This is a genomic window from Algoriphagus terrigena DSM 22685 (assembly GCF_000429445.1).
Lineage (GTDB): Bacteria > Bacteroidota > Bacteroidia > Cytophagales > Cyclobacteriaceae > Algoriphagus > Algoriphagus terrigena.
On record NZ_AUBW01000009.1, the window covers coordinates 143,857 to 168,485 of the forward strand.

Here is a 24,629-nt window from a genome sequence, read left to right on the forward strand (position 1 = left end):
ATACTCTCTACTCGCTCTTCAAGCTATCCACCGGACTGGCTTTGATGCTTTTGTAAGACTGGAAGAAAACCGTACCCATAGCCAGTACAAAACACGTCAGTGCCGCGACACCGATCACCCAGAACTCTATCCCTGTTTTGAAGGCAAATTCCTCCAACCATTGATCCATAAAATACACGGCAAGCGGGATGGCGATCAGCGTCGAGATCCCCAGCAACTTCAGGTAGGACGAAGAAAGCATCAGGAAAATCTCGGCCATCGTCGCCCCAAAGACCTTTCTGATGCCGATCTCCTTGGTGCGTAGATGAGTCGTGTAGGAGGTCAAGCCAAACAATCCCAGACAGGCAATCAGAATGGAGATAAGAGTCAGGACCTTCAGCAGACTGCCCATCTTCAGATCCGCCTGATAGACCCGTGCAAAGTCCTCATCCAAAAACGTGTAGTTCATCGGAACCCGTGGCTCATATGCCTTCCAGGCACTTTCCAGTTCGGCGATTCCGGCCTCCATCGATCCACCCTGGATGCTCACACTGATGTAGTCCCTGAGGTAATAGTCGTGCAGGTACTCGATCACCAGCGGCTTGATCTCGTGGCGAAAGGTTTCAAAGTTGAAGTCTTTTACCAGACCCACCACCTCCAGCGTGGCTTCATCATTCGCTCCTTTGTTTCTTACGATCAGTTGCCCTACTGCATTTCCCAATATGCCAAGCTGACGCGCGGCCTCCTGATTAATGATCACCTTCGCACTGTCTGCACCAGCTACGGTCCCGAAGTTCCTGCCCTCCAGTAACTCGAGATGGTAGGTATTCAGGTAGTCGGCATCCGCTTCATACCAGTTCATGCCCTGCTCTCCGTTGGTCGTGGGCAGGTTGAAAGACCGCATCTGAAATTGATCCGACATGGGAATCCCCGTGGAAAAGCTCGCAGACTGGACCTTGGTGCTGCCAGCAAACCGGGCCTTGAAGTCTTCACGCTGATGGTTTTGAATCTCCCCGTCGTTGTGGATGATCACCAGTTGATCCCGCTCGAAGCCTGGATTGGAATTTTGGATAAAGCTCAGCTGCCGCTGAACCAACAGCGTGCAGATGATCAGTGTGAGGGAAGTGGCAAACTGAAATACAACCAGTCCATTCCGAAAGGCATGAGAATTCTTTCCAACCGTCAGCTGCTTCTTGATGACCAAAATCGGCCGGAACGAGGAAAGGTAAAATGCAGGGTAAAAGCCGGAAAGCAAAGTGAGAAGAACTAACAACACCGGAGCTGTCGCCAAAATCAAGGGATTTTGTAGCAGGTTGAAGTCTAGATTTTTACCCGAGATCTGGTTAAATACGCCGTTGCAAAGTTCCACTACCACCACCGATAGCAGGACGCTAATCAGAACCAACAGAAACGCCTCCGTGAGAAATTGGGCTACCAACTGGGATTTACCTGAACCCAACACTTTCCTCACCCCCACTTCCATCGAACGCAGTCCTGCTTTGGCCGTGGCCAAATTCATAAAATTGATGCACGCCAGCAGCAGCACAAAGATGGCGACAAGCGAAAAGATGTACACATAGCTCTGGTAGCTGTTCGCCTCCAGCTCTCGGAGCAAGTGGGAGTTTAGGTGAATATCCCGGATCGGCATCAGCTTGAAATTGTAGTCTGATCCGCCCTCCTCGCCCGTAAAAGACGGGATGGCGTAGTCCTGCACGATCTGATCCAGCTTCCCGGCTACTGCGGTGACTTTTTCAGACGGAAATTTGGCATAGGTGTACAGGATCGACCAAGACCAACTGTCCATCAGGAATATCTCCTGGTGCATCCCCGGCTCATACACCAGCATATCAAAATGCAGGTGGGATTGGCTGGGTAAATCCTCGATCACGGCGGCGATCTCTCTGGGATTGGGGTTGTTGCTTCCGACCAGCACTACTTTCCCAATTACTTCCCTAGCAGGGATATCACCAAAATACTTCTTGGCCATGCTTTCGGTGATAGCCACTCGATTGGGATCGGATAGCGCCAATTCCTTGCTTCCTGCTTTCAGATTCAGATCAAAGACGGAGAAAAAACTCGGCTCGGCGTAGAATACGTTTGCTTCGCGAAATACCTGATCTTGATTCGGCCCTGATCCGGGCTGCACCGTAAAGTCGTTCCATTTGAGCAGGCGGGTGACCGCTTCCACCTCTGGAATATCTTCCTGGATCCTTGGCCCCAGAGAAGGCGGAGCGGTGGCATATCCCGCCGCATCAAAATTGCCCCAGTGCGAACTGATCCGAAAGATGGACTCCGTGCCCGGAAAATGCCGGTCATAGGTCACCTCGTCCTGGATGAAGAGCATGATCATCAAAAATCCGCTGATACCGAGTGTCAGCCCAAATACATTGAGAAGCGTGTAGAGTCGGTTCTTCCTGAGAGTTCTCCAGGCGATCTTTATATAGTTCTTGAGCATTTGGATTGAAAAATTTTAAAGTTGGAAGATTGGAAAGTTGAGATTGGAACTTCGTAAAATCGTAAGGTCCTTTCCTAGTTTCAAAGGCCAAGACACTACTCGAGACCACGTAAATCGTATTTCGTAAATCATAAATCCTTGTTGTCTCTTTGCTTCGACTCCGCTCAGCATGACAGAGATTCTAGCGTCTTTGCTTCGACTCCGCTCAGCATGACAGATACCAGCTACTTGATACTCAAATCTTGGTTCTTGGTTCTAGGCTCTAGCTACTCCTTCATGATACTATCTATCGGGTTCGCATTAGCTGCATTGATGGTCTTATAGATGACGGTGATCATGCTGACAAACAGGGTCAGTATCGCCGAGAGAATCAGGAGAATATTGGTATTCTCAATCTTATAGGCAAATCCAGAAAGCCAGGAGTCCATCGCGAGGTAAGCCAAGGGTGCTCCTATCAACACTGAGATCGCCACCAGAATGATGAACTCTTTGGATAGCATCCGGCTCAATTCAGGCACTGAAGCACCCAATACTTTGCGAACTCCGATCTCCTTGGTCCGCTGATCCAAGCTATAGGAGACCAAACCCCAAATACCCAACAGACTGATCAAAATCGCCAAGCCAGTGAAGGTGGACGCGACTTTTTTAAGTCGGACCTCCCCTTCGTACACCTTGGCCATCTCCTCATCCAAGAATGAATATTCAAAAGGCACACCTGGATTGATCGCCTGCCAACTTGATTCGATCGCTTCTAACACTTCGATAGAGTTCATGGCATTGAAGTCCACTACCGCATTGGACAGTTGGCTGTTGTAGAAAGTGGCCACTGGGAGAATCTCCCGTTTGAGCGAGAGATAGTTGTAGTCTTGTATCACGCCGACGATCTCCCACGCAGGTCTGACATCTCCGTTTGAATCCCACTGGTCAAAGAAAGTTCCTACAGCTTCCTCCTGCGCGATTCCAAAGGTTTTCAAGAACGTCTCATTCACCACCATTTGGTTGCTGTCAGTCTCAGCAATGGTCCTCCCTTCGAGGAGCGCAATGCCCATGGTTTCAAAGAAGTTTTCCCTTGCCATGTTCAGTTGAACCACCTTTCCTTCACTGACGGACGTGCCTTTTTTAAAGATCTTATTGTCGTACCAGATATTTTGAGACGGATAGAATTCACAGGCTGTCACGGAGTTTACCTGCGACAGGGATTCAAATTCAGCTTTGAGCGCAGCGTAATTAGCTGACGTGGTAGCGGTTTTTAGAGGAATAACCAACTTTTGATTCTTGGAGAAACCCGCGTCTTTCTCGTTTAAGTGAGCCAGCTGCTGGGACACTACGGATACCGCATAGATCAGGAGAAACACCATTGCAAACTGGAAAACAACCAGCCCATTCCGAAGCGAAAAAGAGGTTCTCGATGCCTGGCTTTTGACCTTGAATACTTTGTTTACATTGATCATACCCAGGTAAAAAGCTGGATAAGCACCCGAAATGATCCCGGTCGTAAAGCCCACCACGAGGATCGAGATCAGCATGTTTAGCGACAATACATCCTGGCTGACCAGCGAGCTGTCAAATAATTGGTTCAAATACGGAAGCGCTAGAATCAGGATCGGAATCGCAACTGCGACCGCCAGTAAAGAAAAAAAGATGGACTCGATCACAAACTGAAGCATCAGCGATTTGCTGGAAGCACCATTGACCTTTCTGACGCCTATTTCTTTGGCACGGCGTAGACCCTGAGCTGTTGTGAGGTTAATGTAATTGACACAGGCCATCAATTGGATAAAAAGCCCGATGGCGATCAAGATGTACAAGTACTTGATGTCGGAGATTTTGCCCAGTGGAAAACTGTACTCGGCTGATCTCAAATTCACGTCTTTGATGGGAAACAAGCCCAAAGTCTTATCCATATTACCGGCTTTTAGCTGCTCCGATCCGTGACGTTGCAGAAAGTCTGGAAGCTTTTTGACGAGGACTTCCGGGTCTGTTTGTGGGCGAAGTTCAACGTAGGTATGGACAAAATTATTCCCGGCCCAGCCGTCGTTAGTCAACACAAAGTTTCCCATACCTGTGCTCGACATGCTGAGCAAAAAATTGGGCTGCAAGTGGGAATTACCAGCCTTTTCATCAAAAACCGCCGTCACTTTCACCGACAGATCATCGTCGCTGTTGGTCAGCTGTATCTGCTTTCCAAGGGCAGAATTGCCTTTTCCGAAAAGCTTCTCCGCCAGTTTGGAGGAAATCACCAAACTTCTCGGCTCCCTCAGGGCAGTCTTCAGATCACCTTCAACCAAAGTAAAATCAAACAAGTCGAAGAAAGTAGAATCCACCAGATAGCTGTTGGACTCAAAAAAAGACTGAGTAGAGCCCTCTGGCTTAAAGAGAAACTCGCCGCCCATGCTGACGACTCTTGCCTGCCCCACCACTTCATCAAAATCCTCCACCAATCCCGGGCCGATCGCAGGACTCGCCGAGATCAGTCGAGAATCCGGGAATTCTCCCCGATTGTTGATGAAAGTAGTGACCTTGTAGATTTGCTCGTGCTTGTCAAACTGCGTCTCATACCCAAACTGAGACTGAACATAGAGAAGAATAGCCAAGCTGCAGACCGTGCCGGCAGTCAGTCCAATCAGGTTGATTATGCCAAAGGACTTGAGGTTGGTGAAGTTTCTCCAGGCAATTTTTATATAGTTCTTGAGCATCGTGTCTAAATTGAAATTACTCGTCCGCCGTAGCAGGTTGGGAAATTGGATTTGGAAAGTGGTAAGGTTTTAAAGTTTCCTAGGGTCAAAGGCCACGACACTTCTCGGACCTCGTAAATCGTAATTCGTAAATCATAAATCCATCTTGTCTCTAACATCTTAATACCAGCTGCTTGCTACTCTCCTTTCAGATTACTTGCCGGATTGACCCGGGTGGCTTTCAGCGCATGGTAGCTCACCGTGAGCAAGGCCATCGCCGTGGCCACCGCTCCGGACAGGACAAAAACCTGCCAGTCGATCTCGATCTTGTATTCGTAGTCTTTCAGCCAAGTCTCCATCGCATAATAAGCGATCGGAGTCGCCAAGACCAGAGAAATCAGGATCAAGAGAAGGAAGTTTTGCGTCAGCATGCCGAAGATGCCGTGAAGGGAAGCTCCAAGCACTTTGCGGATACTCATCTCCTTGCTCCGCTGCTCTACCAAGAATGCCGACAGGGCAAACAGTCCCAAGCAAGCAACCATGATCGCCAATACCGCAAAGCTGGTAAAGATGATCTTGATGCGGCGGACATTGTCGTACATCTGCGCAAAGGAATCATCCATAAAAGCGTAGCGAAATGCCAGATTCGGCGCAAATTCATTCCATTTGCCCTCAATGCTTTTCAGCAAGCCCGGCATATCTGCGGTGTTTGCCTTGAGAGAGATGATGGTGTTACTTTTTCCAAGGAACAAAGTCAAAGGCTCTACCCGTTGCTTCATGTTGTCGTATCGGAAGTCTTTGACGACACCAATTATCTCATTCAGCTCACCGGATCTGGATACTTTCTTCCCGATCGGGTCTTTCAATCCGAGTTCTTTGACCATCTGCTCATTCACAATGGTCGCCTGCTGATCGGAAGCGATTGATTTGTCGAAGTTCCGTCCCGCGACCAGCTCGATCCCCAGGGTTTGGAGGTAGTCTTCATCGACCTGCCAAACCTGACCGCCGACGGTTACATCAATGTTTTCCCGCCCTTCATTGGTAAAGCTGTTGCCGTTTCTCTTGGTATTTTCCAGCGGCAGATAGTCGCTGATTGTGACCGATTCTACACCGGACAGCCGAGCCAGTTCTTCTTTGAATACCTCGTCTTTGTCTCCCAGCATGTTGGTGCCGTAGAGTTGAATCACCTGATCTTTGTCAAAACCGATCTTGGAGTTCAGGATAAATGACAGCTGCTCGTTGATGATAAATGTGCCGATGAGCAGGATGATGGAGATCGTAAACTGAAAGACGACCAGGCTGTTTTGAAAGCCGCTGGACTTGCTGCCGAGTCGCAGCTTTCCTTTTAGGACGTTGATCGGAGAAAATGCCGACAAATAAATAGACGGGTAAAATCCCGCCAGTCCACCGACCAGCACAGCAGAAAGAAATAAGACCGGGATGAAAAGCTTATTACCCCAAGGCATCGCCAGCTCAATCCCCGTCATGGTTTGAAAAATCGGCATGAGCGACTGGGCCAGTACGACTCCGATCACAAAGGCGATCAGGGTAAGGAGCATGGATTCTGCCAGGAACTGGAAGATCAGGTTAGACCGGCTTGAGCCGACTACTTTCCTCAAACCCACTTCTTTCGCCCTGTTGGCAGACTTTGCCGTGGACAGGTTTACAAAGTTAATCGAGGCTAGCACCAGGATGAAAAGAGCCGCAGTTCCAAAGATCCAGACGATCTTGATATCATTTCGGAAGGCAGATTCATTGCCAATATCGGAGGAGTAGAGATGGATATCGGTCATCGGCTGGAGGTAGAGCGTCGCCTTGTTTTCGAGTCCCTCAGCCATGGCATACCCTGCCGCAACCAGCGCCGGTTTGATGTATTTAAGGATCACAGTGGATCCAAGTACTTTGTCAAAAGCCGCCACGTCCGTTCCCGGTCGGAGCGTGACATAGTTTTTGTAGTTGCTCTGAATCCAGCGATCCTGCTCACCTTCACCAAATTCCACTCCCTTTAGTGTCAAAAAGTACTGGTGGTCGAGATGAGAGTTTGTCGGAAAATCACGCATGACTCCGGTGATCCTTCGCGGATCATCGCGGTTACCGTTTAGATAAATCACCCGACCGACGGGATTTTCGTCCTTGAAGTATTTCTGGGAAACGGATTGGGAAATCACGATTGTCTTGGGTTCTGCCAAGGCCGTTTTTGCGTCTCCAAATACCATCGGCACGCTGAAGATATCCAGGATAGCCTGATCCGCGTAGGCAAAGCCCTCCTCGTGATGCTGCATCTCTTGATCGTCGATCTGGATTTCATTGGTTCCTGCACCATAGAAGAGGTCATTGTCCATGATCCTTCCCGCCTGCTCGATTTCGTCAAAGTCCGAGTCTATCGTCCTCGCCAGATTTGCCGAAAAGTGGATGCTCCCCTCAACCCGATCCCCAAAATCAAATCGTCCTACGACACGGTAAATGTTCTCGGAATTCGGCACAAACTTGTCATAGCCTGTCTCATGGATTATGTAAACAGTAATGAGAATACAGGCTGCGATCCCGGTACTCAGTCCAGCCAGATTGATGAAGGTAAATCCTCTGGCTTTCAGCAGATTTCTCCAGGCAAGTTTAAAGTAGTTTCGGAACATGGCTTCGGATTGGAAAATTGAAAGATTCTAAAATTGGAAAATTAAGGTTGGAAGTTGGAAGTGCGGAAGTTGGAAGTAGAAAATTCCGACCCACTTCTAAAGCCCCGCAAATCACATTTCGTAAATCGTAAATCCTTCTTGGTTCTAGATACTTGATACTAAATACCAGTTACTTAAATAATGATTGCTTCGCTCGTGCCTCACTACCAATGACGTCCTACTTTGTACTTGGTACATGGTACTTTGTACCAATTAATTAAACTCCAGATTGATGCTACCGCCGGAGCTCTGCATCGTGACGGGAACACCTCCCCCGTTGATCTTGCCGAGGATTCGGTCTTTCTTGATCTCTCCGTCAAAATTGGAAAGTGAGGAATTCACCCGTCCGCCGCTGAGATCCAGATTCAAACCCATTCCGCTCGGTACCACTGCAGTAATGCTACCGCCGCTTGATTTCATTGTCAGGGATTTTTCCACCTCGGAAAGCTGCGCTCTGATAGATCCGCCACTGGTGTTTGCGTCAATGCTTCCGCTGATTTCCTCCAAGGTTACACTTCCACCTGAGGAACCGACCTGCACATCTCCGGTGAGTTGACTGATCTTGATTGATCCGCCGCTGGTCTCCACATCTACGTTTCCTTTGAAGTTCTCCACGCGGAATGAACCGCCGGAGCTCTGGGTTCTGACCGATCCGCTGCTATTCAGCACTTGAATACTCCCACCGCTGGTCTCAACTTCCTGCTTTCCGTTTAATCCGTCGATTGCGATCGAACCCCCACTGGACTGAAACTTGGAGGACATCTCCTTCGGCACTTTGATCTTAAAGGACAAATTCATCTTGCTGCGTCCGCTGTTCATCTTTCTCCGCACAAGCAGATTAATGGTGTTTCCGCTCTGACTGATGTCGAGGTTATAGTTTTCCAGTTCTTTCTCTACAGCCGCATCTTCCATTTCGATTTCCCGGCCGTCGAGCTTCACATACATGTCGACGACGACTTCATTGCCGTTAGCGCCGGTGACGGCGACTGACGAGCCGGAGGTCTCTACATTGAGATTGCCTGCACCGCTGAGTGTGAACTTTTTGGTGAGGTAGGGATTCGCGCGAAACTCAGAAGCAAAAGCTGTGAGCTGCAGGGAAAGCAAAGCAAGGAGGGCAAAAGCGAAGGTTGTTTTCAGAGGTTTCATGGGAACTGGTTTTTTGGACAGTTTAAGTACCCACCTCCATTCCTACTATTGTGCCATTACCAAATCAGGCAAACCAAGCTCTAATCGCCATTTTTCAAAAAATCACCCGTCCGGCACGGACATTTTTGTTCGGTTTCGGGCGAAAGGCGGCAGCGCGTGTGGTTTCATGAAAAAACATTTCTCAGTAATTGGAATAAACACAATCGCCCAGATGAAAAACCCATTGACTACAGTGGGTCACAAATAACAAAGCCCACCTTTTAAACGGTGGGCTTCGTTAGTATGTGGATTAGTCATAAATCCGTTCTTGGGGCATAGTCAGTGTATGTCTGAGCAGACAGATAACCCCCGGTTCTTATCTTTTCCTGATGCTGCTGGAACCTGACACTTTGATCTCTCCCATTCTCGGCGAACCAGAATAAACCACGTCTCCCGAGCCGGAAGCATGTAACGAAACCATTCCCAGATCACCCACATACGTCCCGCCGGAGCCCGATTTGGACACATTCAGCTCCTCGATGGAGAGATTTTCGGCTTCAAAGTCCCCCGAGCCAGATTGCTTAATCTCTGCATCTCCCACGGAACCCGAATCAATCGTCACCTTTGCAGATCCTGAAATGGATGCTTCCAGGTCATCGGCTCGCAGACCTTGCATGATGATGTCTCCCGAACCCGAGAGACCGATATAGAACTCATCTGCGGTGACATCGGATTTCACCGTCATCTTGCCAGATCCCGAGCATTTTACTCCCTCCAGCGTCTTGTAAGTAACATAGAATTTCAGGCTCACATTGTTGTAGTTGCCTTTGACGAGTCCAAGTTGGAGTACATCCCCTTCGATTTCTGTTCTCACTTCCTCCAGCGAAACACCCTTGGCTTCAATCTTAATCTCTTCTTTGTCTCCCTCCACCAAGATCACGTCCCAGCTACCGCCGGAGTGGACTTTGGTAAATGAGCCCGGGGTTCTGGTTTCAGTTTGTTGGGCTTGTACGCATGATGCCAAAGCAAAAGCTGAAAGGGCAAATGCGGCGATTTTAAAGTAGTTTTTCATATGATTATAATTTGATTTTTAAAGGCCATATGGAATCTCGCATGGTGAATAATCATTCCGGTATGTGTTGCTGGCAACATGCTCGATTTCATGACTTATAATTGAAAGATGCAAAATTTTAAAATTTGAAAATTGGTTTAGTATTCGGCTCTTGATTCTCGTCTCTTGGTTCTTGATTCTAACTTCTCCCGTCTTGATACTCGATACTATAGAATCACTCATTCTTGATGCTCTTCACAGGATTGGCCCAAGCTGCTTTGAGCGTCTGGGAGGTAACCGTGATCGCTGCGATCGTTCCAGCCAGCAGCCCCGCCCACAAAAACACCGTCCAACTGACTCCGATCTTGTAAGCGAAATCATCAAGCCAGTTGTTCATCCCAAACCAAGAGATCGGGATGGCGATCAAAAAGCCAAACGCGACGAGTTTCAGGAAATCCTTGCCCAAAAGCATCAGGATATTGCCAGTCTCGGCTCCCATCACTTTGCGGATGCCAATCTCCCGTGTGCGCTGCTCCGTGGCAAAGGTCACCAAGCCCAACAGCCCCAAAACAGAAATAAAGATCGTCAAGGCGGAGAAAAAGGTGAAGATTGTCTTGACCCGATTTTCCGCCTCATACTGGCGATTGAATCCTTCATCCACGAAGTTTGGCTCGAAAGGAAAATCAGGTCTGGCTTCCGCCCACTCGTCTTTTAAATAGGCCAACACCTGGTCTCTTTGGTCTGCGTCCATCTTTACACTCACCTGATTCATCCGATTCTGGGGGATGTAAAATACAATTGGAACGATCGGCTGATGGAGACTTTCGAAGTGAAAGTCCTTCATCACTCCGGTCACAAAGCCACGTCTGCCTCCATAGAGAAACTGCTTGCCGATAGCCTCCTCTGGACTGCTCCACCCCACTTGTTGCACCGCGGTTTCGTTGAGGACAAAAGCCTCGGTAGAGTCGCTCGCCAGTGTGAAATCAAAGTCACGTCCGGCAACCAAGGGAATACCATAGGTCTCCAAAAAGTTGTGTCCGACCTGAATATCCGCAATCCGGATGTTCAGCTGGCTCATTTCACCATTAACCTCGGCTGTACTTCCCTGCGAGTCCAAAAGTCGTCCAGAGGGAACTCTTGTGGACACTGTCACAGACTGAATCCCCGGGTGATTTTCCAAGCGATCCTTGAAAATCCGAAAGTTCTCTGTAATCCGCGCACTGGTAGGCAGGACGACGATATCGTCCTTTTTGAATCCCAGGTCCTTGCTCTGCATGAAGTTCAGCTGGTTCACCACCACCAAGACGGCTACGATCAAGATTACCGAAATGGCAAACTGTCCGATCACCAAGACACTACGGAAGCGCTCGTGGACTTTTCCTGCTTTAAAAGCTCCCTTGAGCACTTTGGCAGGGACAAATCCCGACAAAAACAAGGCGGGATAACTACCCGAAATGAAGCCCACGAATGCTATAATCCCAAAAATGAGCAGCAGATATTGCGGATTTTGAATGAAATTCAAGCTCAGTGGCCGCTCGGTGAAGTCCGAGAATGTGGGCAGGAATAGATAGACCAACATCAAGGCTAAGACCATGGAGAAAAAGGTCATGACAAATGACTCTCCCAAAAACTGTTTGATCAACAATCCACGATCGGCACCCATCACCTTCCTCAACCCCACTTCCATTGAGCGTAGAGAAGACCGCGCTGTGGACAGGTTCATGAAATTGATACAGGCGATCAGCAGGATGAAAAACGCCACTGCCAAGTAGATGTACACGTAATCGATATTGCCGTTTGGCTCGATCTCGGAGTCGAGATTCGAGTGGAGATGCACATCGCCGATCGGCCAGAGAATCAGCTGAGTGCCCTTAGACACGGGAATTCCGGCTTGGTTTTCACCCATGTGCCGGTCGATCAGCGCGGGTAGTTTGGCTTCGAATTCTTTGTAATCCAATCCGGCTCTCAGCTTGATAAAGGTGGAGAAGTTATTCGACCCAAAGTTGGACATGAAAGGCTCCAAACCGCCGTAAAACTGGACCACCGGAACCATCGACGCCAAAAAGTCGACGTGGAAATGGGAATTTTCAGGCATGTCTTTCATCACTCCGCGAACTTGGAAAGTCGTTTCCTGTCCGTTCAGTACTGCCAAAAGTTCTTTGCCCACCGCATTCTCATCTCCGAAATAACGCTTCGCAGTACTTTCGGAGAGCACAATTCCATCTGCTTCATTGAGTGCGGATTTCCCTTCTCCCTCCAAGATCTCCCAGGAAAACAAATCAAAAGCCTCCGGATCGGCAAAGAAAAACCGTTCTTCCTCGAACGCGTCGCCCCCTGACTTGATGAGCGGGTCGAAATTGAAGAGGCGGGCAGAGACCTCTACATCCTCCGGAAAGTCAGACTTGATCAAGGGCCCAAACGGAGGAGCGGTATGGCCCAGATGCAAGCTCGTCTGTCCGTCGGCGTTGTTCCAAGCCCGCGACACGCGAAAGATGCGATCTGCGTCCGGATGGTATTTGTCATAGCTCACCTCAAACTGCACGTAGAGCAAAATGACAATACTCACCGCCATCCCGATTGCCAGACCGATCAGATTGATCAGCACATACATCGGATGTTTTCTGGCATTGCGAAAGACAATCTTGAAATAGTTTTTAAACATGGTTCAGTTGGATTCTTGATTCTCGATTCTTGACTCTTGGTTCTTGATACTGATGTCTAATGTCTTGATACTTTATTCGCTTTTCAGACTTTTGACCGGGTTGATGATAGCCGCACTAATTGCTTGGTAGCTGACCGTCAGCAATGCGATAAGTAAGGTAATTCCTCCTGCCAGGAGAAAAACCAAAGGATCCAGTGGCGTGCGGAAAGCGAAAGATTCCAGCCAGGAATCCATCGCAAACCACGCGATCGGAATAGCAAATAGGAAGGCAATTCCCACCAGTTTGGCGAAGTTGAGCGTCAGCAGAAAAACAATACTTCCTACCGAGGCTCCCAGTACTTTTCTAACTCCAATTTCTTTTGTTCTCAAAAAGGCCGTGTAAGCCGCCAAACCAAACAAACCGATACAGGCAATCAAAATCGCCAAAATGGAAAATACGCCCAAGATCTTTCCGGAAACCTGCTCGCTGCGATAGAGCTGGGCCAGGTCATTGTCCAGAAAGAAATACGACAAAGATGTACCGTCAGATAGCTCAGCCCAGTGGGATTCCAGTCCTTTGACGACGGCTTCCTGTTGGCCTGAGGCAAATTTGATGACTAAGAAATTTTCATTGCCACGGAGATTATCCACATGAAACATCACCAACGGAGTTACTTGGGTATGAAGAGATTCGAAATTGAAATTAGCGACGACTCCAATCACGGTGAGCTCAACTTCCTGGGTTTGACCATTGATGTCCGTCCTGGTTTTCAGCTTTTGGCCAATGGGATTTTGTTCACCAAAAAACACCTTGACTGCCTCTTTATTGAGAATCAAGGAAAGTGAATCGTTGAAATTTTCTTCAAAAACCCGCCCTTCCAAAGGATCAATTCCCATGGTTTGGAAAAAATGATCATCTCCTGCAAAACTTTTCGCAGTCAATACATCCCCTCCACCTGGTTTGGTGAATTGAACCCCCGCGCTGCCTTTGCCAGGCAAGCTGCTGGATACTCCCACGGAGAGCACTCCTGGCATTTTTTCCATCTCTTCCTTCAATACTTCCCGCTTCTCCTGGTTGCCATATCGATCCAGAACCAATACGTTTTCCTTTTCAAAACCCAAACTGGTGGACTGGATAAAATTGATCTGCCGGTTGATAATCAGAGTTCCTGCGATCAGCATGATTGCGATTCCAAATTGGAAAACCACCAAGCCATTTCGCAGCCAATTGCCTCCGCCTGTCACTTCCAGCTTCCCTTTGAGAATGCTGATGGTATTCAGTTTGGAAATATGAAATGCCGGATAATATCCAGCCAAAAGACCAACCAAAACCCCAAAACCCAGCAGAATTGGCAAGGCAAAAAGAACGGAGCTTAAATCGATTTTCAGCGACTTTTCTGCCAAGTCATTGAAAAAAGGCAAAACAAGATTCACCAGCACTATCCCCAGCAAAAGCGACACAAAAGTCAAAACCAAAGCCTCAAGTAAAAACTGGGTGATAATCTGACGGCGGTCCGACCCCATGGCTTTTCTCACACCGACTTCACGGGCTCGATCTGCTGAGCGGGCTGTAGCCAGGTTGATGAAATTGATGCAGGCCAAAGCCAGGATGAAAATTGCGATGGAAATAAAAATGTAGACGTAAAGTGAGTTGCCGTTGGGCCGCATCTCCCCTTCCAGATTGGAATGGAGGTGGATCGATGTCACAGGCTGGAGAAAATAGCGGTAGCCGTTTCCAGCTGCGGTATAATCCGCAAAAGAGACTCCCAAATCCCGTTCAATCTGTCCGGCGGCATACTTGGACACCAGCCCAGGCAATTGGCTTTCAACCCTCATCGGATCGGTACCTTGGGCTAGTTTCAGATACGTGAAAGCCGAAAACCCGGTAAAGTTCTCCTGCTCAAGTCCCGGAAAAGAAACGGAAGAAAAAAGAAAATCCAACTGCATGTGGGAATGCTCCGGCAGATCTGCCATGACTGCAGAAACCTCAAAATCCAAATCAAAAATCCTGAAGGATTTGCCGACTGGATTTTCAGCTTTGAAAAGCCTCGTGGCGGCTGTTTTCGACAATACGGCCGTATTAGGCTTGGCCAAAGCTTCATCTTGGCTTGCTCCCTGGAGGATCTCAAAATCAAAGACTTGGAAAAAATTAGAGTCTGCAGCAGCTCCGGACCTTTCCTCAAACTTCACATCCTCCACTTCTATCACGAATCCATCACCCAAATCGAAAAGGCGCGTGGATTCCTCCACTCCCTTGACTTCATCGGCAATCACTTCAGAATAGCTGTCCGGAATGATCGCATAGAAGCTGTGATGATCAGGGTAAATCCGCTCCAAAGCCACCCGATAGATGTTTTCCTTATTGGGAATAAATCGGTCGTAGGACAGTTCATCCCTGACAAAAAGCATGATCAAGATGCAACAAACAAAGCCCAAGGTCAGCCCGAAGATGTTGATGGCGGTGTAAACCTTGTTTTTGACAAGATTTCTGTAGGCGATTTTCAGGTAGTTTTTGAACATTTCCTAGAATTGCAAAATTGGAATATTGAAATATTGGAAAATTTACTGCCACGCAGTGGCCAATCATCTACCTCGCCCGCCCTCGCTTTGGCCCGCGTCTCTTACCTACCTTATCTAAAGACCAACCTCTAGCTACTTGATTCTTCCCTCTTAATATTTAATCCTTGACACTTAGTACTTGACAACCAATCATTTAAGGCTACTCCTTGATCACCTTCGCGGAACCGGAAACACCAATGCTCTTCTTCTCGGGATCGCCGCGGTAATAGACATTTCCAGATCCGGAGGCTCCGACAGTCAAGACATCCGTGACTCCGATCGAAGTAGTACCTGAACCCGACTTACCGATCTTGACAGCTTCCGCCACAAAATCGATCGCTTCCAGGTTGCCGGATCCCGACTGTCCGATGCTCGCACTTTCGGCTTGACCGCCTTCGATGGTGATCTTTCCAGATCCACTCATACCGATGTCCAGTTTTTCGGCATTGATATTTCGGGTTGACAGACTACCAGACCCCGAAAGTCCGATGGTGAAATTTTTAGCTCCAAAGTCAGATTTCAACCTCATGTTACCGGAGCCACTCGTTCCGACAGATTCAAGTTCTCTCACGGTGATGTAGACTTTCAGATCCACGTTTTTCCAGTTCCCTTTTTCCAGCTTGATCTCGAGTCTTTCTCCGTCCAGATCCGTGATTACTTTGCTCAGGTCAAAGCTGTTGGCTTCGAGTCTGACTTCATCCTTGGAGCCTTTGGTGATCTCTACATCCCAGTTGCCACCGCTTTCTATCTGCGTGAAAGTACCGGGAGTTCGGATTTCAGACCTTTGGGCCATTGCTACAAAACCCATCAGGGAAAGGGCAAAAGACAGTGCGGAAATCTTAAATGTTTTCATGTGTATTTTTTTTTGAATTGGTCACATGGAATCTCGCTTGATAGATAAAAATCTCTCATTTGACGTTTTGGGTCATGCTCGATTTCATGGGGTTTTGGTGTGTGTTAGTTTCCAGATTTATTAATGCCAGAGATTGTGCCAAGGTAAAAACTCCCCTTTCCATTGTCTCAAGCGGTTTAGTGAAGAAGATTTTGTCCGAGAAAAGTCAGTTTTGACCGTAAGCGGACGAAGACAGTGTTCAGTCGGCAGTCTCAGCATGCAAACCTCTGTCCCTTGGATGCAGATTCTTCACTAAAAGTTGCATCAGAAATAGTATCGAGCAGCAAGACGTAAGTATCAAGATCAAAGACGCAAGAGGGAGCCGAAGTATCAAGAACCTCTTCCGTCTTCCGTCATCCAGCACCCAACATCGGACACCTAGCTTCTGACACAAAATCACTCCGACTTGATCGCCTGCACGGGGTTGGATCGTGCAGCACCTAATGACTGCAAACAAACCGTCAGCAGCGCAATCCCCAAGATCAGTCCAGCCGACAGCGGGATAAACCACCATTCGAACCCGATCTTGTATTCATAGCCCGAAAGCCAATCCTGCATCAACCAGAAAGCTATCCCAGACCCAATCACCACCGACAGAAGTACAATCAGGATAAACTCGCGGTTGATCACCTGAAGTATGGACAAGGTGGAAGCGCCAAGGACTTTGCGGATGCCGATTTCTTTGGTCTTTTGCTCTGCAATATGTGCCGACAGCCCCAATAGTCCGAGACAGGAAATCAGAATCGTCAGGATGCTGAAGTACTGCGCCAGATCTCTCAGACGCACATCTTCCTGATACATCCTCGCGTAGTTTTCGTCCATAAAGCTGTAATCAAACGGAAACTCGGGATTTAGCCGCTGGGCGGTGGATTCAAGGAAAGCGACCGTCTCGCGGATCTTACCGGTATTTACTTTTACATACCCTTGATATGTATTGTCCGGATCCAATAGGAAAATCGCCGGCGCTACGTTCTGACGGAAACTCTCGAAATGAAAGTCCTTGACCACCCCGGTGATCGAGCGCTCCACATCCCACATGTTGAAAAACTCGCTTCCCTCATGATCCTGCTGCATCAGTTGGTAGGCCGTCTCATTTAATATCGCTCCGGTGATCGAATCGGCTCCGTTGGCCCGGTCAAAATCCCTCCCCTTCATCAGCTTGATCCCAGAAGCTTCCAAAAAGTCATAGTCCACTCGAATCACCTCAAAGAGGGCTGAATTTTCCGGGTCTTTTCCTTCCCAGGATACGCCGCCGGTGTTCGAATTTCTTCCCTCAAAACCGAAGGAGGACCGGCTCACCGCAAGAATATCTTCATTTTGCTCCAGCTCAGTCTTGAAGACGTCAAACCGATCCATCAGTTCGCCCTCCAGCGTGATCTGGATCAGCTGATCTTTGGCGTAGCCCAAATCCTGATTCATCGCAAAGCTGATCTGCTGATAGACCACCAGCGTGGAAACGATCAGGATGGTCGCCAGGATAAACTGAAAAAGTACCAGCGCCTTCCGCGCGATGACGACTCCCTTTCCGGCTTTGGTAAAGGAGCGGAATACCGAAACGACTTTGGTCGCCGAGAGGTAAAATGCCGGATAGCTCCCTGCCACCAGTCCTGTGATCAGGAGTACGATCATCAGCTGTAGCCAGAATATCCCGGATAAAAACGGCACCGACATCTCCTTTCCCGTGAGGGTATTGAAGACCGGCAAGGTCACTGCCACCAGAATCACTGCCAGAAAAGCCGCAAACAAACTAATCAAGATCGACTCGCTGAGAAACTGGAGCACCAACGACTGCTTATCCGCTCCGGCCACTTTTCGGACTCCAACTTCCTTCGCACGCTTTTGCGACTTGGCTGTACTGAGATTCATGAAGTTGATACAGGCGATGATCAAAACGAATATCCCGATCATGGCAAACAGCTTCACATTCTTAATCCTGCCCTCGACCGGCTGCCCGTCTTTCCACTGACCATACAGATAAAGATCGCCGAGTGGATAGGCAAACAATTCGACGTTGGAGTCTTCATTTCGCTCAGCGATGTACTTGGCGATACTTTTTGAGAAAGCTTCCCCGTCGGTTCCTTCACGCAACTTCACGATCGTGCTTGGACCGTTGTTTCCCCATTCGCTGAGCCAGTCATTTTCGGCATAGAAAACCGAATAGGGCAAGATATATTCAAACTTCAGCGAGGAGCTTTTGGGCAAGTCCTTCAATACGCCCTGGACGATGAAGTTTTTGGAACCCGTCCCTTGACGGATCTCCACATCTTCACCGACGACATCTGTCCTTCCAAAGAGAGAAATGGCTCCTTTTTCGGTCAGCACCACATGGTTATTCTCTGTCAGCATGCGGTCCCGATCGCCCTGAAGCGCTTCGTATTGGTAGATTTTCAGCAAATCTGGCATCGCATAGATCCCGTCGAGTCTGATTCGCTTATCACCCTGGACAAAAAGTTGGGTTTGGTTCCAGGTATAGGTCGAGGCATATTCTACCTCGGAGAGGGTCTCCTTCATGCTCTCCGCCAGGATTCCCGGAGTTGAGTTGGTAGTGAAAATATCTGCACCATAAGACTGGTGCTCCATCACCCGATAGATCCGGTCCAGGTCCGTAAATTCCCGGTTCACTGTAAACTCAGAATCCACCCAAAGCCCGATCAGAATCGCAGCCCAAAGCCCCAAGGTCAATCCAAAGAGGTTGATGAAAAAGGTGAGTTTGTGCTTGGCAAAGCCTCGAAGCGCGATTTTCAGATAGTTTTTGAGCATGGCTTAGGAGATGAAAACTGGAAAATTGTCTATGTGGTCTTAAAGTGGGAAAGCGCTTTCAGGACTTTTCAGAAACGGATTGCTTCGTGCCTACCGATGACGAAACACTTAAGTCTCCGGTCTCGATTCTAGGCTCTCGTTTACAGATACTTTGTACTTTGTACTCGATACTTTGTACTCCTTTCACTCACTTTTCAGCGAATTGACCGGATTAGAAGTCGCTGCTTTCACAGACTGGAAGCTGATCGTGGCAAGCGCGATCACGAAGGCAAAAAGCCCAGCCGCTACGAATACAGCCCAGCCGATTTCGGTTCGGAACTCATATTCTTGAAGCCAGCTACTGACCGCCCACCAAGCCAAAGGAGTGGCGATCACAAAAGCGATCAGCACCAGTTTGGTAAACTCTTTGGAGAGCAACACTACAATGTTTCCGACGCTGGAGCCCAACACTTTTCGGATGCCGATTTCCTTGGTTCTTTGCTCCGCTGTGAAAGCTGCCAAAGCGAAAAGTCCCAAACAGGCGATCAGAATCGCAAAGCCGGCAAAAATCCCGAAGACTTTTCCCAACCTTACCTCCGAGGCATACATATTCCCAAACCGGTCATCCAAGAATGAATAAGTGAATGGCTGTCCGGGCGCAAAGCGGTTCCAGGTAGTTTCGAGATGTGCGATCACAGCTTCGGTGTCCTGCGAATTAAACCGGAAGGAAGCAATCCCAGTCGGCTCTTCGCTCAAGAAGATCATCATCGCTCCGATGTTTTCTTTCAGCGATTCAAAATGAAAATTCTCCACGACGCCGACGACTGTCCGGTAGTCAGTGGATTCCATGTTTAATTTCTCTCCATCCGAAAGCGTATAGATCTTTTGCCCAATTGGGTTTCCTTCAAAGTTCAGATTTCGAACCGCAGTTTCATTGAGGATGACGCCACTGGAATCGGAAGGGAAATCCAAGGAAAAATCCCTGCCATCGATGACATTCATTCCGAGGGTTTTGATGTAGTCGTAGTCCACTTCCCAGTTTTGCATGCTGACCAAATTTTCGGTCTGCTTGGGATCTTTGCCCTCAGCCCACCACGGTGAGTCGCTTCTCCAGGTGCCGGAGACCGGTAGGAAACCGGTCAGTGTACCACTTTCCATCATCGTATTTTTCAGTACCTCGTCTTTGAAAGCCTGTTTATTATCCTGCAATGCATAGACATCATCCACGGTAATGATCTGCTCCTTATTAAATCCAATCTTCTTGTTTTGGATGTAGTCCAGCTGCTTGAACACCATCATCGTCGCGATGATCAGGATGATGGACACGGAGAACTGAAACACCACCAGCGAGCTTCGGATCATGCCGCTCCGCATTCCCAGTGACACTTTCCCCTTCAAGATCTCAATCGGCTTGAATCCGGAGAGGTAGAATGCCGGGTAAATACCCGCCAAGATACCCGTGACTCCAGCTCCCAAAAGGAGAATCCCGTAAAATGTCCACTGGGAAAACGGGATGCTCAGGCTTCGGTCTGCCAAGTCGTTGAACACCGGCAGAGCCAATGCGACCGCTGGGATAGCCAGAAGAAATGCGACGCTGCTGATCACCATTGACTCCAGCAAAAACTGGCGGATCAGATGAAACTTGAAGGAACCCATCACCTTTCGGATACCTACTTCTTTGGCTCTGTTGGCGGAGCGGGCAGTAGACAGGTTCATGAAATTGATACAGGCGATCACCAGGATAAACAGCGCAATGGCCACGAAAAGATAAACGTAAGTGATGTTAAAGTTGGGCTCAAACTCTCCGAGCAAGTCACTCTTCAGGTGAATATCCAAGAGTGGCTGCAGGCTAAGCTCCAATTTGCCCCCACTGCTTGCGAGTGTTTCCAAACCGGCACCTTCACCAAATACCTGGGCGATTTCCGGCTCGATGTGCTTTTTGATGAGACTGGCAAACTTTGCTTCCCGATCTGCCGCAGTGGAACCCTCCCTGAGCAGCAGATAGGTCTGGAAATTATTACTCAGCCAGACGATCCGCTTGGCTTCATCCAATCCCGCCGCAGCAAGTAAAAAGTCAAAATGAAAGTGAGTGTTTACGGGGATGTCTTCATATACAGCCGTGATGCGAAACTCCTGGTCGTGATCAAGGATCAGCGATTTGCCAACAGCCTCCTGCCCTGGAAAGTACTTGTCAGCAGCTTTTCGGCTGATTGCCATGGTGTTGGGTTCCGTCAGGGCTCCGTCTGCACTTCCCTGCACGACGGGGATATCAAAGACTTTGAAGAAATCCTTGCCAGCCCAGATGACCCCGTCTTCCTTGATGTTATCGCTTTCGTTTTGCTTTCTTACCAGATAAGATCCACGGGACCGGAAATGAACGGCAGCTTCCACTTCGGGAAAATCCTCCGGAAGGACCTCAGCCATCGGCGCGGGAGCTAGCACCATATCCCAATGGTTGCCACCAAAGATGATGTCACTGTGCACACGATAGATTCGCTCGGCATTAGCAAAATGCCGGTCGTAGGAAATCTCATTGACCACAAAAAGGGAGATGATCATGCAGACCGCCACCCCGACCGACAGACCAAGGATATTGATCAGCGAGTAGAATTTGTGTTTTTTAAGATTCCTTAATGCAATGAGGAGGTGGTTTTTCAGCATAGTCGGCAGGATAAAAATCGGATGGAAAAAGAGGTTGGTTTAGATTTCAACAGAGAGATGCGTGTTGTGGTCAAATGGTTGCATAGAAAGTGCCAGCACACAAAAAAAGGTCTGAGAGTCGCTCCCAGGCCTTTTTCGTTTTTTGGCTCTGTCCGCCAAGGGACTGTTTGTTCGCTGGCGGGCGGTTTTTTTTTTAGTAGGCAGTTGCAGTGGCCAGTGGGCAGCTGCGATGGTAAGGATTGTTGAGGAAGGGAAAAAACAAAAAATGGCCGATGCCGCATGATCAATCGAATCATCCAACATCGGTCATCAAGCATCCCGCATTAAACGTGAAACTGCTCCCGGATATTCTCCGTCACTACTTTGCCATCGAACACGTTGATGATTCGGTGGGCGTAGTTTGCATCATGCGGAGAGTGCGTTACCATCACGATGGTAGTCCCTTCGTTGTTGAGTTCTTCCAAGAGACGCATCACTTCTTCACCGTTAGTTGAATCCAAGTTACCGGTAGGTTCATCGGCGAGGATCACGGAAGGCTTGGCGACGATTGCTCGGGCGATCGCCACACGCTGCTGCTGACCACCTGACAGCTGCTGAGGGAAGTGGTTTCTTCGGTGCATGATGTTCATGCGGGTCAGTACTTCTTCCACTTTTTTCTTCCGCTCATCTGAAGGAACCTTGAGGTAAAGAAGCGGGAGCTCCACGTTTTCAAACACAGTCAGCTCATCGATCAGGTTGAATGATTGGAACACAAAGCCAATGTTGCCCTTTCTCAAAGCAGATCTTTGGCGCTCCGAAAACTTGGCAACTTCCTGATCCAGGAAAAAATATTCTCCACCATCCGGATTGTCCAAGAGCCCGATGATATTCAGCAGGGTGGATTTACCACAGCCTGAAGGGCCCATGATGGCGACAAATTCGCCTTTCTTGATTTCAATTTGGATTCCATCCAAAGCGGTGGTTTCTACTTCCTCAGTAGCATACATCTTTCTGAGGGCGACGGTTTTGATTACGTTTTGCATAAGTTGTTAGATGTTTGATGATGGGTGTTGGATGTCCGAAACCGGAATTCCAAATTCTGATTAGTGTTAGTTGTTAGTTTATTTTTGATTTAAAGGCGAGCATCATATTCATTAAGTGGAATGCCTCTTTATATAATTTTTCAAATTGTAATTCGTCAATGTAGAACCTTCTTTTAGCCTTGTGAAGGCAGGTAACTACTTCGGCTAAAGATCTTATCGCATAATTCAAAAACCTTTTAAACTCCAAGGACGACTGTTCGATAGAACCTTCAGAAATGTTTAATGCAATGGAATCTGTCGCTCTTCTGATTTGAGAAACAAGGTTGTATAGCTCTTCCTTAGGAAAAGAAGAACTCGTCTTGAATATGTCCTCACCAAAGTCCATGGCCTTTTGCCATATCTGAAGTTTCTCAAATTTAAACTCCGGCTCGTATTTTCCCTCCATATCTCTAGCAGCTATTTGTAATATCAAAGCGAGCCATTAGCTTCTCAGCCCACATCCAGCACCCAGCATCTGGCATCTGGCGCCCATCATTTTAGCTCTAGAATTTCGTTGGTACCAAAGTTCTCGTAGCCGCTGACAATGACTTTTTCACCCTCAGTCAGACCTTCAAGAACTTCATAGAATTCCGGATTCTTTCTACCCAAGCGGATGTTGCGCTTTTCTGCTACACCCGTCGTTGGATTAACTACAAAGACCCAGTTTCCTCCGGTATCTTTGAAGAATCCACCGGTTGGCAGGAGAAGGCTGGTTTCTTTTTGACCCAGTTCCAGACGGATTCTGACACTCTGCCCGCGGCGGATTCCCTCAGGACTCTCTCCGGTGAACACCATGTCTACCTCAAAGCGGCTGTTGGTAATAGTAGGATAGCTTTTGCTGATCTCCAACTCGTGATCCTTACCACTCAGTGTAAACTTGCCTCGTAGTCCGACGCTGATCCTCGGAAGATAAAGTTCATCGATTGGCACCCTGACTTTAAACTCATCCAGGATATCTATCTGTCCATAGCGCTGACCTGGGTTGATCGCCTGCCCTATCTCAAGTTGATCCGGAGTGGCTAGCTGACCCGCAATCGGTGCTGTGATGACCAGGTTATTCAGGATATTTCCAACTCCGTTCAGCGAAGCATTCATCCTGCCTTCAGACTGGCGAAGTTGCGTCAGCTGATAGGACCTTGCCATCGAATCACTCTTATAGGACTTATAGGTCAACTCCTTTCTTTTCAGGTTGTACTCGTATTGCTCCTTCACTTCTTCAAATTCCCGGTCAGAGACCAACTTCTTCGAGTGAAGCTCTTTGAATCTTTTATACTGAGGCTCGAGCAAGCTAATTTGATAATCTATCTCTGCCAGCTGACCCAACTGCACCAAGTCATTTTGATCCAAGAAAAGGCGGGTCTGTCTGAGGTTGTTGATTTGTTCGTAGAGCATCGTCTCGCGCTGCATCACGTCCAGTTGAAGGTTGGAGTTGTTGAGAACTAGGATGGTGTCTCCTTTTTTCAGCAGAGCTCCTGATTCACGCACGACCTGGTCTACCACTCCCCCTTCGATCGCGTCCAGATAGACGGTTCGGGAGGGCTCGATCTGTCCAGACACGAGGATGTAATCGGTAAACTCCCCTTTGGAAACTGTTGCGATGCTCAATCGTTCCTGATCAACATTCATCGTGGATCTGTGGTCTGCAAATCCGATCTGGTAAATAATTCCCCCCAATAAAACGGCGCCACCGGCTACGGCAGCGATTCTTCGGAGAGTCCAGGTTTTCTTTTCTATTTTTCTATCCATTGTGTGAAAATGCCATTCTCGGCTCGTCCTCCATGTGCCAAAGGTTGTGCCATGCAAAAAATTGCCTCAGGGCACTCCAAAACAGCATTTGCAGAAAATGCAGTTTTCGACTCTCGAACATTTTCGTCCGCCACCGAACAAAAGTGAATCAAAGACGGTTTTTTCTTCCTACCTTCTTCAAGGAAAAGTTGAAGCCAAAAACTGCTCAAATCGTCCGAAAATGGCACTTTTTGGTCGAATTCTACAAGTACAAAAAAGCGGCAAACTTTTGGAAAGAAGGGAGACAGAAGATGATCTAGCTTCGAGTAGGGTTTTGCCACCTCGTTCTCCGATCTGCCGTCTTTCAACTTTTCAACAAACAGCAAAAAACATA

Annotated in this window: 14 protein-coding genes; all 14 read right to left on the reverse strand. The window is 48.3% G+C overall.

Annotation, left to right across the window (positions count from 1 at the left end; translation table 11 throughout):
* Window positions 1-7 precede the first annotated feature (7 nt).
* The 14 genes from G459_RS0109905 to G459_RS29835 all read right to left on the reverse strand — a co-directional run bounded on the left by G459_RS0109905 (window position 8) and on the right by G459_RS29835 (window position 24,576).
* Window positions 8-2,434 carry an ABC transporter permease gene (locus G459_RS0109905; protein WP_026967518.1) on the reverse strand — a complete coding sequence of 809 codons (2,427 nt, stop codon included), beginning with the start codon at window positions 2,432-2,434 and terminating at the stop codon, window positions 8-10.
* A gap of 266 nt (window positions 2,435-2,700) precedes the next feature.
* A complete protein-coding gene (locus G459_RS0109910; protein ID WP_026967519.1) occupies window positions 2,701-5,130 on the reverse strand; it encodes an ABC transporter permease in 2,430 nt (809 codons plus the stop codon).
* 176 nt (window positions 5,131-5,306) lie between these two features.
* Window positions 5,307-7,742 (reverse strand): ABC transporter permease, encoded by a 2,436-nt coding sequence (locus tag G459_RS0109915; RefSeq protein ID WP_026967520.1) that lies wholly within the window; start codon window positions 7,740-7,742, stop codon window positions 5,307-5,309.
* A gap of 252 nt (window positions 7,743-7,994) precedes the next feature.
* Complete coding sequence (locus tag G459_RS0109920; RefSeq protein ID WP_026967521.1) at window positions 7,995-8,927, reverse strand: DUF4097 family beta strand repeat-containing protein; 933 nt, start codon at window positions 8,925-8,927, stop codon at window positions 7,995-7,997.
* A 355-nt stretch (window positions 8,928-9,282) separates the two neighbouring features.
* A complete protein-coding gene (locus tag G459_RS0109925) occupies window positions 9,283-9,978 on the reverse strand; it encodes a head GIN domain-containing protein (protein ID WP_026967522.1) in 696 nt (231 codons plus the stop codon).
* A 214-nt stretch (window positions 9,979-10,192) separates the two neighbouring features.
* A complete protein-coding gene (locus G459_RS0109930) occupies window positions 10,193-12,619 on the reverse strand; it encodes an ABC transporter permease (protein WP_026967523.1) in 2,427 nt (808 codons plus the stop codon).
* A 72-nt stretch (window positions 12,620-12,691) separates the two neighbouring features.
* On the reverse strand, window positions 12,692-15,118 hold the full coding sequence (locus G459_RS0109935) for an ABC transporter permease (RefSeq protein WP_026967524.1): 2,427 nt from the start codon (window positions 15,116-15,118) through the stop codon (window positions 12,692-12,694).
* 199 nt (window positions 15,119-15,317) lie between these two features.
* Window positions 15,318-16,010, reverse strand: a complete 693-nt coding sequence (locus G459_RS28935; protein WP_051315159.1) for a head GIN domain-containing protein — start codon at window positions 16,008-16,010, stop codon at window positions 15,318-15,320.
* 435 nt (window positions 16,011-16,445) lie between these two features.
* Window positions 16,446-18,809 (reverse strand): ABC transporter permease, encoded by a 2,364-nt coding sequence (locus G459_RS0109945; protein ID WP_026967525.1) that lies wholly within the window; start codon window positions 18,807-18,809, stop codon window positions 16,446-16,448.
* 183 nt (window positions 18,810-18,992) lie between these two features.
* Window positions 18,993-21,449, reverse strand: coding sequence for an ABC transporter permease (locus G459_RS0109950; protein WP_026967526.1), 2,457 nt, complete (start codon window positions 21,447-21,449; stop codon window positions 18,993-18,995).
* A 323-nt stretch (window positions 21,450-21,772) separates the two neighbouring features.
* A complete protein-coding gene (locus tag G459_RS0109960; RefSeq protein WP_026967528.1) occupies window positions 21,773-22,471 on the reverse strand; it encodes an ABC transporter ATP-binding protein in 699 nt (232 codons plus the stop codon).
* A gap of 73 nt (window positions 22,472-22,544) precedes the next feature.
* Window positions 22,545-22,916: a four helix bundle protein gene (locus G459_RS0109965; protein ID WP_026967529.1), complete on the reverse strand. Its 372-nt coding sequence runs from the start codon at window positions 22,914-22,916 to the stop codon at window positions 22,545-22,547.
* A gap of 86 nt (window positions 22,917-23,002) precedes the next feature.
* Complete coding sequence (locus G459_RS0109970; RefSeq protein ID WP_026967530.1) at window positions 23,003-24,256, reverse strand: efflux RND transporter periplasmic adaptor subunit; 1,254 nt, start codon at window positions 24,254-24,256, stop codon at window positions 23,003-23,005.
* The gene (locus tag G459_RS29835; RefSeq protein ID WP_157373307.1) at window positions 24,241-24,576 is read right to left on the reverse strand and encodes a hypothetical protein; all 336 of its coding nucleotides are present in this window, start codon (window positions 24,574-24,576) and stop codon (window positions 24,241-24,243) included. Before G459_RS29835 ends, G459_RS0109970 begins: the two co-directional genes overlap by 16 nt.
* Window positions 24,577-24,629 lie beyond the last annotated feature (53 nt).